Annotated in this window: 8 protein-coding genes; 5 read left to right on the top strand and 3 right to left on the bottom strand. The window is 70.6% G+C overall.

Translation table 11 applies throughout. From position 1 onward, the window contains the following. Positions 1-17 precede the first annotated feature (17 nt). From ABZY12_RS15850 to obgE, 5 genes are all read left to right on the top strand, one after another. Positions 18-3,659 (top strand): Rne/Rng family ribonuclease, encoded by a 3,642-nt coding sequence (locus ABZY12_RS15850; RefSeq protein WP_356890485.1) that lies wholly within the window; start codon positions 18-20, stop codon positions 3,657-3,659. A 95-nt stretch (positions 3,660-3,754) separates the two neighbouring features. Next, positions 3,755-4,666, top strand: coding sequence for a UTP--glucose-1-phosphate uridylyltransferase GalU (galU, locus tag ABZY12_RS15845; RefSeq protein ID WP_356890483.1), 912 nt, complete (start codon positions 3,755-3,757; stop codon positions 4,664-4,666). 210 nt (positions 4,667-4,876) lie between these two features. Beyond that, a complete protein-coding gene (gene rplU / locus ABZY12_RS15840; RefSeq protein ID WP_114036861.1) occupies positions 4,877-5,197 on the top strand; it encodes a 50S ribosomal protein L21 in 321 nt (106 codons plus the stop codon). 14 nt (positions 5,198-5,211) lie between these two features. Further along, positions 5,212-5,466: a 50S ribosomal protein L27 gene (gene rpmA, locus ABZY12_RS15835; RefSeq protein WP_356890480.1), complete on the top strand. Its 255-nt coding sequence runs from the start codon at positions 5,212-5,214 to the stop codon at positions 5,464-5,466. 107 nt (positions 5,467-5,573) lie between these two features. Next, positions 5,574-7,013: a GTPase ObgE gene (gene obgE, locus ABZY12_RS15830; protein ID WP_356890478.1), complete on the top strand. Its 1,440-nt coding sequence runs from the start codon at positions 5,574-5,576 to the stop codon at positions 7,011-7,013. Between the two features lie 88 nt (positions 7,014-7,101). On the opposite strand, the gene ABZY12_RS15825 is transcribed toward obgE, so the two are convergent. From ABZY12_RS15825 to ABZY12_RS15815, 3 genes are all read right to left on the bottom strand, one after another. Then, positions 7,102-8,631 carry a DUF6020 family protein gene (locus tag ABZY12_RS15825; RefSeq protein WP_356890476.1) on the bottom strand — a complete coding sequence of 510 codons (1,530 nt, stop codon included), beginning with the start codon at positions 8,629-8,631 and terminating at the stop codon, positions 7,102-7,104. Between the two features lie 2 nt (positions 8,632-8,633). After that, complete coding sequence (locus ABZY12_RS15820; RefSeq protein ID WP_356890474.1) at positions 8,634-12,215, bottom strand: CDP-glycerol glycerophosphotransferase family protein; 3,582 nt, start codon at positions 12,213-12,215, stop codon at positions 8,634-8,636. 71 nt (positions 12,216-12,286) lie between these two features. After that, positions 12,287-14,524 (bottom strand): bifunctional glycosyltransferase family 2 protein/CDP-glycerol:glycerophosphate glycerophosphotransferase, encoded by a 2,238-nt coding sequence (locus ABZY12_RS15815; protein ID WP_356890472.1) that lies wholly within the window; start codon positions 14,522-14,524, stop codon positions 12,287-12,289. Between the last annotated feature and the right edge of the window lie 21 nt (positions 14,525-14,545).

Genomic DNA, 14,545 nt, shown 5'->3' with positions numbered 1-14,545 from the left:
TGACGGGAGAACCCCGCATGCTCGAGCCGAACGAAGAGAACAACAACGCACCTGGTGACAAGCTGCCGCCGCGCCGCAGGCGCCGCGCAGCCTCCCGCCCGGCCGGCCCCCCGGTCGCCGCGGACACCGCCGCCGAGGTCGTCGTGGAGACACCCGTCGCGGAGGCGCCCGTAGAGGCCGCTCCGGCGGAGGAGCCGGCCGCGCCCGCGCCGCGTACTCGTCGTCGTGCGACTCGCAAGGCCACGTCGCCCGAGGCGCCCGCCGAGCAGGCTGTGGAGGCCCCGGCCGTGGAGGCGCCTGTCGAGGCCGCTCCGGCGGAGGAGCCGGCCGCGCCCGCGCCGCGTACTCGTCGTCGTGCGACTCGCAAGGCCACGTCGCCCGAGGCGCCCGCCGAGCAGGTCGTGGAGGCCCCGGCCGTGGAGGCGCCTGTCGAGGCGGCTCCCGCCGAGGAGCCGGCCGCGCCCGCGCCGCGTACCCGTCGTCGTGCGACCCGCAAGGCCACCTCGCCCGAGGCCGCTCCGGCCGGTGAGAGCCTGCCGGAGGAGACCGTCGCGCAGATCACCGCCGGTGAGAACGAGCCCGAGGTCGCCGCCGCGGAGAAGGCCGCCACCCGCGGCCGTACCCGCCGCCGCGCCACCTCGCCGCAGTTCACCTCCGAGCCGACCGCCGCCCCCGTGGCTCCGGCCGCCGAGGAGGCGCCCCGCGGCCGCCGCGCCGCGCGCCCCGCCGTCGCCGTCTTCCAGGCCCCGGTCTTCACCGAGCCCATGTTCCAGACCCCGGAGACCGCGGCCGCCGCCGCTGCCGCCGAGGCCGCGGACCAGGAGGAGGAAGAGGAGACCACCGAGACGGTCGAGGCCGTCCGGGCCGCTGAGCCGGCCGAGCCCGCCGAGCGTCCCGAGCCCGCCGGCCGTCGCCGCCGTCGTCGTCGTGGCGAGCCCGCCGAGCCCGTCGCCGTCGAGCCCGTCCCGGCCACCGTGGCCGACGAGCCCGAGGTCGAGGCGGAGGAGCCCGAGACGGAGGCCGTGGAGGCCGAGGAGTCCGACGAGTACGAGGACCGCCCCTCCCGCCGCCGTCGTCGTGGCGGCCGTCGCCGTCGCCGCGGTGAGCTCACCGAGGCGGAGGAGGGCGAGGAGGCCGAGGAGGCCGAGGAGCCCCGCGCCGAGGACGAGGAGTCCGAGGAGGAGGGGGACGAGTCCGACGAGTACGAGGGCGGCACCCCGTCCGCCGCCGGCACCAGCAGCTCCCGCCGCCGTCGCCGCCGTCGCCGCCGCAGCGGTGACGCCTCCACCGACACCGAGCCGGGCGAGGAGGACGGCGTCCGTACGGTCGTCAAGGTCCGCGAGCCGCGCCCGGCCCGTGAGAAGGCCGAGCCGTCCGACGAGGTGCAGTCCATCAAGGGCTCCACGCGTCTGGAGGCGAAGAAGCAGCGGCGCCGCGAGGGCCGCGAGCAGGGCCGTCGTCGTGTGCCGATCATCACCGAGGCGGAGTTCCTGGCGCGCCGCGAGGCCGTCGAGCGCGTGATGGTCGTCCGCCAGAACGGCGAGCGCACCCAGATCGGCGTCCTGGAAGACAACGTGCTCGTCGAGCACTACGTCAACAAGGAGCAGGCCACCTCGTACGTCGGCAACGTCTACCTGGGCAAGGTCCAGAACGTCCTGCCGTCGATGGAGGCCGCCTTCGTCGACATCGGCAAGGGCCGCAACGCCGTCCTGTACGCCGGTGAGGTCAACTTCGAGGCGCTCGGCATGGCCAACGGGCCGCGCCGCATCGAGACCGCGCTCAAGTCCGGCCAGTCCGTCCTCGTCCAGGTGACGAAGGACCCGATCGGTCACAAGGGCGCGCGCCTCACCAGCCAGGTCTCCCTGCCGGGCCGCTACCTCGTGTACGTCCCCGAGGGCTCGATGACCGGCATCAGCCGCAAGCTCCCGGACACCGAGCGGGCCCGTCTGAAGACCATCCTCAAGAAGATCGTCCCCGAGGACGCGGGCGTCATCGTGCGCACCGCCGCCGAGGGCGCGAGCGAGGACGAGCTGCGCCGTGACGTCGAGCGTCTGCAGGCGCAGTGGGAGGAGATCCAGAAGAGGGCGAAGAACGGCAACGCGCCGACCCTTCTCTACGGCGAGCCGGACATGACCGTCCGTGTCGTCCGCGACATCTTCAACGAGGACTTCTCGAAGGTGATCGTCAGTGGCGACGACGCGTGGGAGACCATCCACGGGTACGTCTCCCATGTCGCGCCGGACCTGGCCGACCGCCTGTCCAAGTGGACGAGCGAGGTCGACGTCTTCGCGACGTACCGGATCGACGAGCAGCTGATGAAGGCGCTGGACCGCAAGGTCTGGCTGCCGAGCGGTGGCTCGCTGGTGATCGACAAGACCGAGGCGATGATCGTCGTCGACGTCAACACCGGCAAGTTCACCGGTCAGGGCGGCAACCTCGAAGAGACCGTCACGAGGAACAACCTCGAGGCGGCCGAGGAGATCGTGCGCCAGCTGCGCCTGCGCGACCTCGGCGGCATCGTCGTCATCGACTTCATCGACATGGTCCTGGAGTCCAACCGCGACCTGGTGCTGCGCCGCCTCCTGGAGTGCCTGGGCCGGGACCGGACCAAGCACCAGGTGGCCGAGGTCACCTCGCTGGGCCTGGTCCAGATGACCCGCAAGCGGGTCGGCCAGGGCCTCCTGGAGTCGTTCTCCGAGACCTGTGTCCACTGCAACGGCCGCGGTGTGATCGTGCACATGGAGCAGCCGACCGCGCCGGGTGGCGGCGGTGGCGGCAAGCGCGCCAAGAAGCGTGGCCGCGGCGGCGTCGAGCCGCACGAGCACGAGCACATCGAGGCGGTCGAGCCGGCCGAGGCCGAGACCGTCGAGACGGAGGCCGAGCTGGCCGCCGAGGTCGCCGCTCCGGTCGCGGTGGAGGAGCCCTTCCGTCCGGACGAGGAGCTGTACAGCAGCGCCGCCGAGGCCGAGGCCGCCGCGACGCGCGGCCGTGGCCGTCGCCGGGCGACCCGCAAGGTCTCCGCGCCCGCCGGCCCGCCGGTCGTCGAGCCGCAGCCGGTCGTCGAGCCCGAGCCGGTCGTGGAGGCCGCGCCCGAGCCGGTCGTCGAGCCCGAGCCGGTCGTGGAGGCCGCGCCCGAGCCGGTCGTCGAGGAGGCCCCCGTGGCCGCCCCGCCGAGGGCCCGCCGCCGTGCCACCCGCAAGGCGACGGCCCCGGCCGGTTCGCCTGCCCCGGCGCCCGTCGTGGAGCCCGAGCCGGTCGTGGTGACCGCGCCCGAGCCGGTCGTGGAGCCCGAGCCGGTCGTGGAGGCCGCGCCCGAGCCGGTAGTCGAGGAGGCCCCCGTGGGCGCCCCGCCGAGGGCCCGCCGCCGTGTGGTCCGCAAGGTCACCGCTCCCGCCGGTTCCCCGGCCGGTGCCGAGGAGGCCGCCGTCGTGGTGGTCGAGACCCCGGTCGCCGCCGAGCCCGCGAGCGAGGTGTCCGAGGCGGCGTCCGAGGCCGAGGCAGCCGCCCCGGCCAAGAAGACGGCCCGCAAGACGGCCAAGAAGGCCACCGCCAAGAAGGCCGCCACCAAGAAGACGGCGGCTGCCAAGAAGACGGCGGCGAAGAAGACCACGACCGCCAAGAAGGCTGCCAAGAAGACCGCGGCCCCCGCGCAGGACTGACGGGGCACCGACGCAGCCGGCCCGTGTGGGCCGTCCTCGCCCGAGGACGGCCCACACGGTTTTGACACGAGATTCGGAAAACAGGAACCAGCCCGATGAACAACATCCCCACCACGCGTGTCCGCAAGGCGGTCATCCCCGCCGCCGGTCTGGGCACGAGGTTCTTGCCGGCGACGAAGGCCACTCCCAAGGAGATGCTGCCCGTCGTCGACAAGCCCGCCATCCAGTACGTGGTGGAGGAGGCGGTGTCGGCGGGACTGCCGGACGTCCTCATGGTGACGGGGCGCAACAAGCGCCCTCTCGAGGACCACTTCGACCGGAACCACGAACTGGAGTCCGCCCTCACCCGCAAGGGTGACGAGGAGCGGCTGGCGAAGGTGCAGGAGTCGAGCGAGCTCGCCACCATGCACTACGTCAGGCAGGGCGACCCCCGCGGCCTCGGCCACGCGGTGCTCTGCGCGGCCCCGCACGTCGGCGACGAGCCGTTCGCCGTCCTCCTCGGCGACGACCTGATCGACCCCCGTGACCCGCTGCTCGCCCGGATGCTGGATGTCCTGACGCAGCGCGGCGGCAGCGTCATCGCGCTGATGGAGGTGGACCCGGCGCAGATCCATCTGTACGGGTGCGCCGCCGTCGAGCCGACCGAGGACGCCGACGTCGTACGGATCACCGGCCTGGTGGAGAAGCCGGACCCGGCCGAGGCGCCGAGCAGCTACGCCGTCATCGGCCGCTACGTCCTCGACCCGGCCGTCTTCGGCGTGCTGCGCGAGACCGAGCCGGGCCGCGGCGGGGAGATCCAGCTCACCGACGCCCTGCAGACGCTGGCGCGGGACGAGGCCGTGGGCGGTCCCGTGCACGGTGTCGTCTTCAAGGGGCGCCGCTACGACACGGGCGACCGCGGCGACTATCTGCGGGCGATCGTGCGTCTCGCGTGCGAGCGCGAGGACCTGGGTCCCGAGTTCCGCGCCTGGCTGCGCGCTTTCGTCGCGGAGACCGCCGAAGCGTGACGGCCGACTGGGTGGTCCGCTGAATTTGACCCCCCGCGGCACCGGCCCGTAACCTTGACCGTCGGCGTGTCGTATGGCACGCCACCCCCCTGAGCACCCTCCTCCCGGTCTGCCGGGAGAGGCCGCTCGTCCACTTCCGGATCACCGCGGGCCTCGCCCGTGTGAGCGGCTGGCATCAGGGGTCCGTTCCCGAGTGAGAGAGAGATCCGCGTGTACGCCATCGTGCGCAGCGGTGGTCGCCAGCACAAGGTTGCTGTCGGCGACATCGTTGAGGTTGACAAGATTTCCACTGCCAAGGTTGGCGACACGGTCGAGCTCTCGACCCTGCTCGTTGTCGACGGCGACGCCGTGACCAGCGACCCGTGGGTCCTGGCCGGTATCAAGGTCACGGCCGAGGTCGTGGACCACCACAAGGGCGCGAAGATCGACATCCTTCGCTACAAGAACAAGACCGGCTACCGCCGTCGCCAGGGCCACCGCCAGCAGTACACGGCGATCAAGGTCACCGGCATCCCCACGGCTGCGAAGTAAGGGACTGAGGAGAGATGGCACACAAGAAGGGCGCATCGTCCACTCGGAACGGTCGCGACTCCAACGCTCAGCGGCTCGGCGTGAAGCGCTTCGGCGGTCAGGTCGTCAGCGCCGGTGAGATCCTGGTCCGCCAGCGTGGCACCCACTTCCACCCGGGCTCGGGCGTCGGCCGCGGCGGCGACGACACGCTGTTCGCGCTGGACGCCGGTGCGGTGCAGTTCGGCACCCACCGTGGCCGCAAGGTCGTGAACATCGTTCCGGTCGCCTGATCGGTTCTTTTGCGGAGGCGGACCTCACTTCCCGTAACGGGAAGCGGGTCCGCCTTTCGCGTGTTACTAGATAGACATTCCGCACGTAATTAGATGGAGGCACAACCATGACCACCTTCGTGGACCGCGTCGAACTGCATGTCGCCGCGGGTAACGGAGGCCACGGCTGCGCCTCCGTCCACCGGGAGAAGTTCAAGCCGCTCGGCGGCCCCGACGGCGGCAACGGCGGCCGTGGCGGCGATGTGATCCTGGTCGTCGACCAGGCCGTCACCACGCTCCTCGAGTACCACCACTCGCCGCACCGCAAGGCGACCAACGGTCAGCCCGGCGCAGGCGACCACCGCTCCGGCAAGGACGGCCAGGACCTCGTCCTGACCGTGCCCGACGGCACCGTCGTCCTCGACAAGCAGGGCAACGTGCTCGCCGACCTCGTCGGGCAGGGCACCACCTTCATCGCGGGCCAGGGCGGCCGCGGCGGCCTCGGCAACGCCGCGCTGTCCTCCGCCCGCCGCAAGGCCCCCGGCTTCGCGCTCCTCGGCGAGCCCGGCGAGGCGCGGGACATCGTCCTGGAGCTGAAGACCGTCGCCGACGTGGCGCTGGTGGGCTACCCGAGCGCGGGCAAGTCCTCGCTCATCTCCGTCCTGTCGGCCGCCAAGCCGAAGATCGCGGACTACCCCTTCACCACGCTCGTCCCGAACCTGGGCGTCGTCACCGCCGGCTCGACCGTGTACACGATCGCCGACGTGCCGGGCCTGATCCCGGGCGCCAGCCAGGGCCGCGGCCTGGGCCTGGAGTTCCTGCGCCATGTGGAGCGCTGCTCGGTCCTCGTGCACGTCCTGGACACGGCGACGCTGGAGTCCGACCGCGACCCGGTCTCCGACCTCGACGTGATCGAGGAGGAGCTCAAGCAGTACGGCGGGCTCGACGACCGCCCCCGGATCGTCGTCCTCAACAAGATCGACATCCCGGACGGCCAGGACCTCGCGGACATGATCCGCCCGGACCTGGAGGCGCGCGGCTACCAGGTCTTCGAGGCCTCGGCCGTGGCCCGCACGGGCCTGAAGGAGCTGTCCTTCGCGCTGGCCGACATCGTCGCCAAGGCGCGTGCGGCCAAGCCGAAGGAGGAGGCGACCCGGATCGTCATCCGCCCGAAGGCGGTCGACGACACGGGCTTCACGGTCACGTACGACGCGGACGAGGACGTCTACCGCGTGCGCGGCGAGAAGCCGGAGCGCTGGGTCCGCCAGACCGACTTCAACAACGACGAGGCCGTCGGCTACCTGGCCGACCGCCTCAACCGCCTCGGCGTCGAGGACGCCCTGATGAAGGCGGGCGCCCGCGCGGGCGACGGCGTCGCGATCGGCTCCGACGAGAACGCGGTCGTCTTCGACTGGGAGCCCACGATGATGGCCGGCGCCGAGATGCTCGGCCGCCGTGGCGAGGACCACCGCCTCGAGGCCCCGCGCCCGGCGGCGCAGCGCCGCCGGGACCGGGACGCGGAGCGGGACGAGGCGCAGCGGGAGTTCGACGACTTCAACCCGTTCTAGGCTCCGTCGGCGCCGCGCCGGGAGTGACGAAAGGGCCCGGCCGCCCCCTTCGGGGAGCGGCCGGGCCCTTTCGGGTGGGCCGGGACGGTCAGTGGACCCGTTCGGGTTCCGGTTCCGGGTCGCGCTGGGAGTTCGGGGTCGACGTCGACGGGTTCTGGGTGCCCTGCTTGCCGAAGCGGGGCTTCGCGCCGATCAGGGGGAGCGCCAGGATGCCGATGAACATCGGGGCGAACATGTACCGCGCCAGCGGAGCGGGGTTCGCCGCCACCACCGTCAGCTGGAGCGCCAACGGAATCGCCAGCAGCGCGAGCGGTGTCCACGTCCGGTTCCGGCGGGAGAACGCCAGCACGACCGCGTACGCCGCGTAGCACCAGAACGCGCCACGGAACAGCAGCCACTGCAGCTGCGGCGTCTTGCTGGCCATCCAGGTGAAGTACGCCACGTCGTTCAGCTGCTCCGACAGCGGACGGATCTTCAGCAGCGGCCGGTACGGGCTGTCCCGCACCTCCTCGTTCCAGTCCGCCCAGCCGAACAGGTTCTTCGGCACGGCCGGCGGGCTGATGAGCGTGTGCCCCATCAGCTCCTTCGGGCCCGGGAACGGGGACCACGCGATGTGCGAGCGGCACAGCCGGGCCGAGATCATCTGGTCCGGCGTGCGCTTCATGACCCGCACCCACAGGTCGATCAGCTCGCTGTTGAGCTTCTCGGCCGTCTTGCGGTCCATGGGCTTCTTCATCGCCCAGTCGGCGTTGTAGCAGTTCGCCGCCCGCCCGCTCCAGTGGTCCATCGGCGCGACCTTCGCCATCAGGTCCTTGTCGGCCTTGGTGAACGTGTACGGCACGTTGCCGTAGACCACCGCGATGTCCGCGTAGTTCATCGCGTACACCTGGTCCTTGGTCGGCGTCTGCACGCCCAGGGCCGGGTAGATCACCGTGTTGAGCACCGCGGCGATCACCACCGGCACCACGGTCGCGAACAGCAGCCAGCGCCGCATCTTCGGCAGGACGAGCAGCAGCACCGGGACCGCGATGACGGCGACGAGGAGACCGTTGTTCCGGAAGATCCCCATGCACAGGAAGCCGAGGAACAGGATCGCGATCTCGTTGCGGAACGCCTTGTCGCGGACGGCCTGTTCGCCCCGGAGCCGCCGTGCCGCCAGCCGGCCCGCCGCGCCGAAGGCGAGGATGCCGCCGATGGCGAAGGGCACGTCCTTCCACACGAACACGGTGAAGACACCGATCGAGGGCAGCACCGCGCACGCGATCGCGGCGGGCGCGCTCCACTTGCCCCGCACCCCGAACTGACGCAGCGTCACCGTCACATAGGCGAGGGACGCGGCCATCGCCACGGTCTGCAGGAACGTGAGCGCGGCGAGGTCACCGGTGAGTTGGAGCGAGAGCCACACCAGGCTGTCGTAGGCCACCGAGTGGTTCGACATCCAGTGGCCGGTGGTGACGTGCCAGACGTACGAGATGGAGTCGTAGCTCATCCCGCCCGGGTAGAAGGCGGCCCACCAGACCAGGAAGATCACCTGGGTGGTGGCGTATACCGCGAGGGGCAGCCGCCGCTGAGCCGGGATCCGTTCCAGCCGCTCGCTGACGTAGGGAATGGTCGGCAATCTCAACGCTGCTCCGCGGGGTCGAGGGACGGTCGGTCGGGGTATGCCAGCTCCAGCATCCGCCGGATCACGCGCTCGGAGGCGTGGCCGTCGTCGAGGTCGCAGAAGACATCGCGGAACTCACGGTACGCCTCGGTGTATCCGGCGCTGATCCGCTTGATGTCGCTCAATGCCTCGATCAGTTCGTCCGACGTCTGCAGCAGCGGGCCGGGAGCCCGCTTCTCGAAGTCGAAGTAGAAGCCGCGGAGCTGGTCGCGGTAGTACTCGAGGTCGTACGTGAAGAAGAGCATGGGCCGCCCGGTGTTCGCGAAGTCGAACATCAGGGAGGAGTAGTCCGTGATCAGCACATCGGTGATCAGGAACAGCTCGGCGATGTCGGGGTAGCTGGAGACGTCCCAGACGAAGCCGTCGCCCGCGCCGGGCACGGCGTCGACGATGTTCGAGTGCTTACGGACCAGCAGGACGTGGTCCTCACCGAGGCGTGCCGCGGCCTTCTCGATGTCGAGCCGCAGATCGAACTTGTAGTTGCCCGCCTGGTAGAACTGGTCGTCCCGCCAGGTCGGCGCGTACAGCACGACCTTCTTGTCGTCCGGCAGGCCGATGCGCTCGCGCACGGTGCGCGCCAGGTCCTCGGTCTTCTCGGACAGCAGGACGTCGTTGCGCGGGTAGCCGGACTCCAGGATCTCCCCGTCGTACTGGAACGCCCGCTTCATGATCGGCGTCGAGAAACGGTTGGGGGAGACGAGGAAGCTCCAGCTCGGCGTCTCCTCGGCGACCTTGGACAGGTACTTGCGGTCCGCGAACTGCACGCTGTCTATGTCGTGACCGATCCGCTTGAGCGGGGTGCCGTGCCAGGTCTGCACGATCACCTGGCCCTCGCGGCGCCGGATCCAGTGCGGCAGGTGGGTGTTGGTGACGATGAAGCGGCTGCGACCCAGGGCCTCGTACCACTCGCGGCTCCACCGGCGGATGACCTTGACGCCCTCCGGGATGTCCGCCCGCCGGTCCTCCACGACCCACACGTGCTCCAGGTCCGAGCCCTGACGCAGCAGCTCCTCGTAGACCGCGCGCGGCGAGTCGGAGAACTGGCGGCCGGAAAAGGAGGCGTACAGCACGGTGTCGCGCAGGGGCGCGGTGCGGGCCTCGGCGTACAGCTTGGTCCGCAGCTGGCGCTGGCGGTACCAGCCGAACTCCTCGGTGCCGAGGTCGGGGGCGGCCTCGACGAGCAGCCGGTCGTAGAACCGGTGGGTGAGGGCGTAGTCGCGGCCGCGGGCCGTGAAGCCGACCGGCAGGTCCGGCATGGACGTCGGGACGACCCGGAGGGGCACCTCGAGGCGGCTCTCGGTGGTACGGGCGAAGAAGTACCACCGGCCCTGGCGCAGCGGGACCTCGGTGATCCCGGCGGGCACAGGCAGGAAGTCGGCCCGGAAGGTGCCGTCCTCGACGGTGGCCGGGTGGGCGTGCTCCTCCGCGTGGCGGCTGTGGCGCATCACCAGTTCGACCGGCTCGTCGACCGTGGCGGGCACGGAGCCCTCAAGGAGTATCCGTCCCTCGGGGGTGACGGTGATGCCGCTGATCATGGGCTGGACCGGCTGGGTGCGCAGCACGAGCCGGCCGACGCCGTCGTTGGTCACCGCGATCGCCCTGGCGCCCCACGGGGCGGAGGCGTCGGCGGTGAGCGGGTGCTGGCGGCCGAGGTCGCCGTGCTTGTCGTCCACCGCGACCGGGAACTTGCGGCCGGCGATCAGCAGCTCGGCGGTCCACTTGTCGGTGACCTCGGGGTTGTCCGAGTCGCGCCCCTCGACGTCCAGGTCCGCGAGCGGAACCCGTACGGAGAACTCCTGGGCGCCCGAGGCGGAGGCCGTTCGGTTCACCGCGTACTCGTTCCGGGCGCCGGAGGTCGCGTGCGTCAGGCGCAGCCTGGCGGTCGCGCCGCCCGCCGCGGCCTCGTGGCCGAGGACTCCGGTCAGTTCGATCGCGCCGTCCACGGCACGGTGGCCGGTCAGCCGGGCACGCACCCGGTCGACGCGGACGTACAGGTGGCTGTCGACGACGTACGGCACGACCCGGACGTCGTCCTCCACCCAGTGCTGGGCGGGACTCTCGGCGCTGCCGCTCTCACCGGCCTTGAGGCGCGTACGGCGTATCACGCCCTGCTGCACGGTGGCGACCGTCAGCCGCCAGACGCCGTCGCGCCAGCCGCCCCGGCCCTTGAGCTTGGCGGGGTCGAGGTCGAGGGCGAAGCCGGACCAGTCGTAGTTGTGCAGCGACTGCCCCGAGGTCTGGGTGGCCTTGGGTGCCTGCGTCCGGGTGGGGCGGACCAGGACCGTGCGCCGGCTGCCGGTCTCGCGCAGCATGAGCACGCGCAGCGCCGGCTTGGGCTTCTCGGCCGACAGGTTACGGATGTAGGCGTGGCCGTCGATGTGCAGGCGGCCGCCGCGCCAGTTCACCTCTTCGACCCGGGCCCGCGCCGAGAAGTCGGAGTCGACCCGGAGGACCTGGCGCGGAACCTCGCCCTTGGCCCGGTCTATGACCGGATAGTCGGCGAAGTGGCGCAGGCCCTGGCGGGTCACCGGGACCGCGCGGCCGGTCTCCCGCTCGAAGGCGAGCAGGTCGAGGAGTTCGTCCAGGCGTCCCTGGGAGATCAGATGGCACTTCAGCCGCAGGGAGACCGTGAGACGGGGCATGATCCGGGGGTCGACGCGGCTGAGGAAGTCGGCGGCCCCGGTCATGAACAGCGTGCGGAACTCGTCCCCGGCCTCGTCGAGGACGCCCATGAACAGGGGCAGCTCGTCGCTGATGAAGATCTCGTCGTACCAGCGCTTGTGCTCGGCGTACGCCTCGCCGGGCTGGGAGGCGAGGAAGCGGCTGACGGAGTCGCACGAGCGGATGCGGTCGCGGACGTTGACCGGCTCCGTGCGGCGCTGGGTGATCGACGGGGCGCCGCCGGTCCGCTGGCGCCACAGGTAGATCGGCTCCCCGAGGACGTCGACCGAGGAGGCCCGGAAGTGGGCCGGGAGGGTGACCGGGGCGTCCTCGTAGAGGATGCCGGGGAACTCGAAGGCGTGACGGTCCCAGAACGACCGGCGGAAGACCTTGTTCCAGGCGGTGCGGTCGTAGACGAGAGCCTTGTCACGGGTGATGTGCGTCCGCGTGCGGTCCTTGCCCAGACGCTTCTCGTGCAGCGGCGAGGGAAGGACCTCGCCGGCCTTGAGGAGGTTCACGTTGCCGCTGACGAAATCGGAGCCGGACTCTTCCAGAGCGGCGATGCACCGCTCGTAGGCGTCAGGCAGCACGATGTCGTCGCTGTCGACGAACGCGAGGAACTCCGTACCGTCGGTGAGATGCGCGACACCGGTGTTCCGTGCCGGGCCCAGTCCCTTGTTCTCCTGCTCGACGACACGGATACGCGCGTCCTTCGCCGCCCAGCGTCGTGCGATCGCCAGACTGCCATCGGTGGAGCCGTCGTCGACGACGACGGCTTCCCACTCGGTGAACGTCTGGTCGACGAGCGACTGAAGGCACTCGTCGAGGAAGAGCTCCACGTTGTAAACGGGAACGACTACTGACAGGCGGGGAGGCATTGGGGTACTGCGCCTTTCCTCAAGGTGTTCGTTCGTGACGGCGATGGCCGGGCTCGCCGGACACGGTAGCTCTAGCCTCGTGCACGAGGGCTCGGTCGCTCTGTGGGGAGCGTCACCGGCGGTTCATTGTCCTGGTTCAGGAAGACCTTTCGCACCACACGCTCCGCGGCGAAACCGTCGTCGAACTCACAGAAACGTCTGCGGAACTCCGCCCGCGCCTTCGTGGACGCCTCGTCCGACCAGCGTCCTGAGAGGAAGACGTCGAGGAGGTCTGTCTCGGTTTCCACCACATGGCCCGGAGATTCGACGTGAATGTCGAAGTATGTCCCTCGGGTGGCGCGGTAGACCTCCCAGTCGTTCGCGAAGACGACGATGGGCCGGTCCAGGAGCGCGTAGTCGAACATCAGCGAGGAGTAGTCGGTCAGCAGACAGTCGGCCGCGAGGTACAGCTCTTCGATCGAGGGGTGTCCGCTGACGTCGAGGATGCCGTGCCCGCCCCTCACGCCGCTGCCGTCGGGGACGTGCAGGTGGAAGTAGTGCGCGCGGGACAGCACGGTGAAGCCGTCGCCGAGTTCATGGGCGAACCGCTCCAGGTCCAGCATCGGGCGGGGGCTGCTGTGGTAGTCGCGGTGGGTCGGCGCGTAGAGCACGACCGTCGAGCCGGGGGTGATGCCGAGCTTCTCGCGGGCCCGCGCCCGGTCCTCCTCGGTGGCCCGCACGAGGACGTCGTTGCGCGGATAGCCGTAGTCGAGCGAGGTGTACTCGGCAGGATAGGCGCGGTCCCAGATCGCCGTGGTGAAGCTGTTCGCCGAGACGCTGTAGTCCCAGCGGTCCACCCGCTGCATCAGCGTCTTCATGTTCAGGTCGCCCTTGCCGACCGGGAACTCCGCCAGGTCGACACCCATCCGCTTCAGCGGAGTGCCGTGGTGCGTCTGCAGATGGATCTGACCGGGCCGCTTGACCACCCGGGTGGGGAAGTTCACGTTGTTCACGAAGTACTTGCCACGGGCCATCGCGCGCCAGAAGGCGAAGGACCCCGGGTGGACGACGTTCGTGCCGGGCGGTGGGGTGTTGCGCGAACCGGGCTTGAGGATCCAGGTCGTCTTGATCTTCGGGGCCAGCTCGAGGAGCTTTTGGTGCACCGCCGCCGGGTTGCAGGCGTAGTCGGTGTTCCAGTACGCGGCGAACACGGCGACGTCGTTCTGCACCGGCAGCATGCGCTGCGCGCGGTAGTAGCCGTTGAGGACCATGTTGCGCAGCGGCTTGCGCAGCTTGCGCGGGGCCCTGCGCAGCCTGCGTGCCGACCGGTAGGCGCCGCGGGCGACCTTGCGCAGCGGCACCGGCAGCCGTGCGGCGGCCCTGCGCGCGGCGGACGGGGAGCCCTGCGGCTCCTTGTAGCCGGCGGGGCGGTGGGCGCGTTCGGCTGCCAGGGCCCGGGTGTGGAACTCCTCGCGGGCATCGTCCGGGAGCCGGCCCGGCGAGCGCTCGATCACCCGGAAGTGGGTCATCATCCGCTCGAACAGGGCGCTGTGCCAGCGCTCGAACTCCGGGTGCTCCGTCAGGAAGGAGAAGACCAGCTCGTACTGGTCGAAGACGTCGAAGTGCTTACGGCTCCTGCTGTGCAGGATGCTGCCCTGGCGCCGCTGGCGGTAGTGGACGCAGACCCGGGGGAGGACGGCGATCCGCTCGGCGGCGACCAGGACCGGGTAGGTCCAGGGCGTGTCCTCGTAGTAGCCCGTGGGGTAGGCGAAGCCCCAACGCTCCACGAACTCACGGCGGTACGCCTTGTTCCAGGCGACCTGCAGCAGGCCGAGGAGCTCCGGCTTCTCGTCCAGGGCGAAGGCGCCACGAGGACTTTCGGCCAGCACCGCGGCCTTCGCGTTGGGGGTGATCCGGCCGTCCCAGTGCGTACGGGCGTAGTCGAAGACCAGCAGATCGGGGTCCTCGGTCTGCTCCAGGCGCTGTGCGATCGCCTGCAGGGCGCCGGGCAGCATGGTGTCGTCACTGTCCAGGAACAGCAGGTACGTGCCCTTGGCGCGGGCCATTCCGGCGTTCCTGGCGCGGCCCAGGCCGACGTTGGTCGCCAGCTGGACCGCCACGACCCGCGCGTCCAGCGCCGCGTATTCGTTCATGATCTCGCCGCAGGCGTCGGGCGAGGCGTCGTTGACGGCGATGACCTCGAAGTCCCCGAACGACTGGCTCAGCACGGAGTCGAGGCAGTCCCGCAGATACGCTTCGACGCCGTACGCCGGCACGATGATGCTGAACCGAGGTACCGCCGGCAGGTCTGCTGCTTGAGTGGGAGTCATGTTGCTACCAGAGGGAGTTCA

Origin of the sequence: Streptomyces sp. NPDC006551 (genome assembly GCF_040611675.1) — a bacterium.
Taxonomy (GTDB): Bacteria; Actinomycetota; Actinomycetes; order Streptomycetales; family Streptomycetaceae; genus Streptomyces.
Note: the sequence above shows the minus strand (reverse complement) of the source record. Positions and strands in the feature narration are given on the sequence as shown.

What these genes read in the sequence shown, in the direction of transcription:
- rpmA (WP_356890480.1), top strand. Translation starts at nt 5,212, where the DNA reads ATGGCACACAAGAAGGGCGCATCGTCCACTCGGAACGGTCGCGACTCC.
- ABZY12_RS15820 (WP_356890474.1), bottom strand. Translation starts at nt 12,215, where the DNA reads ATGCCTCCCCGCCTGTCAGTAGTCGTTCCCGTTTACAACGTGGAGCTC.
- obgE (WP_356890478.1), top strand. Translation starts at nt 5,574, where the DNA reads ATGACCACCTTCGTGGACCGCGTCGAACTGCATGTCGCCGCGGGTAAC.
- galU (WP_356890483.1), top strand. Translation starts at nt 3,755, where the DNA reads ATGAACAACATCCCCACCACGCGTGTCCGCAAGGCGGTCATCCCCGCC.
- ABZY12_RS15815 (WP_356890472.1), bottom strand. Translation starts at nt 14,524, where the DNA reads ATGACTCCCACTCAAGCAGCAGACCTGCCGGCGGTACCTCGGTTCAGC.
- ABZY12_RS15850 (WP_356890485.1), top strand. Translation starts at nt 18, where the DNA reads ATGCTCGAGCCGAACGAAGAGAACAACAACGCACCTGGTGACAAGCTG.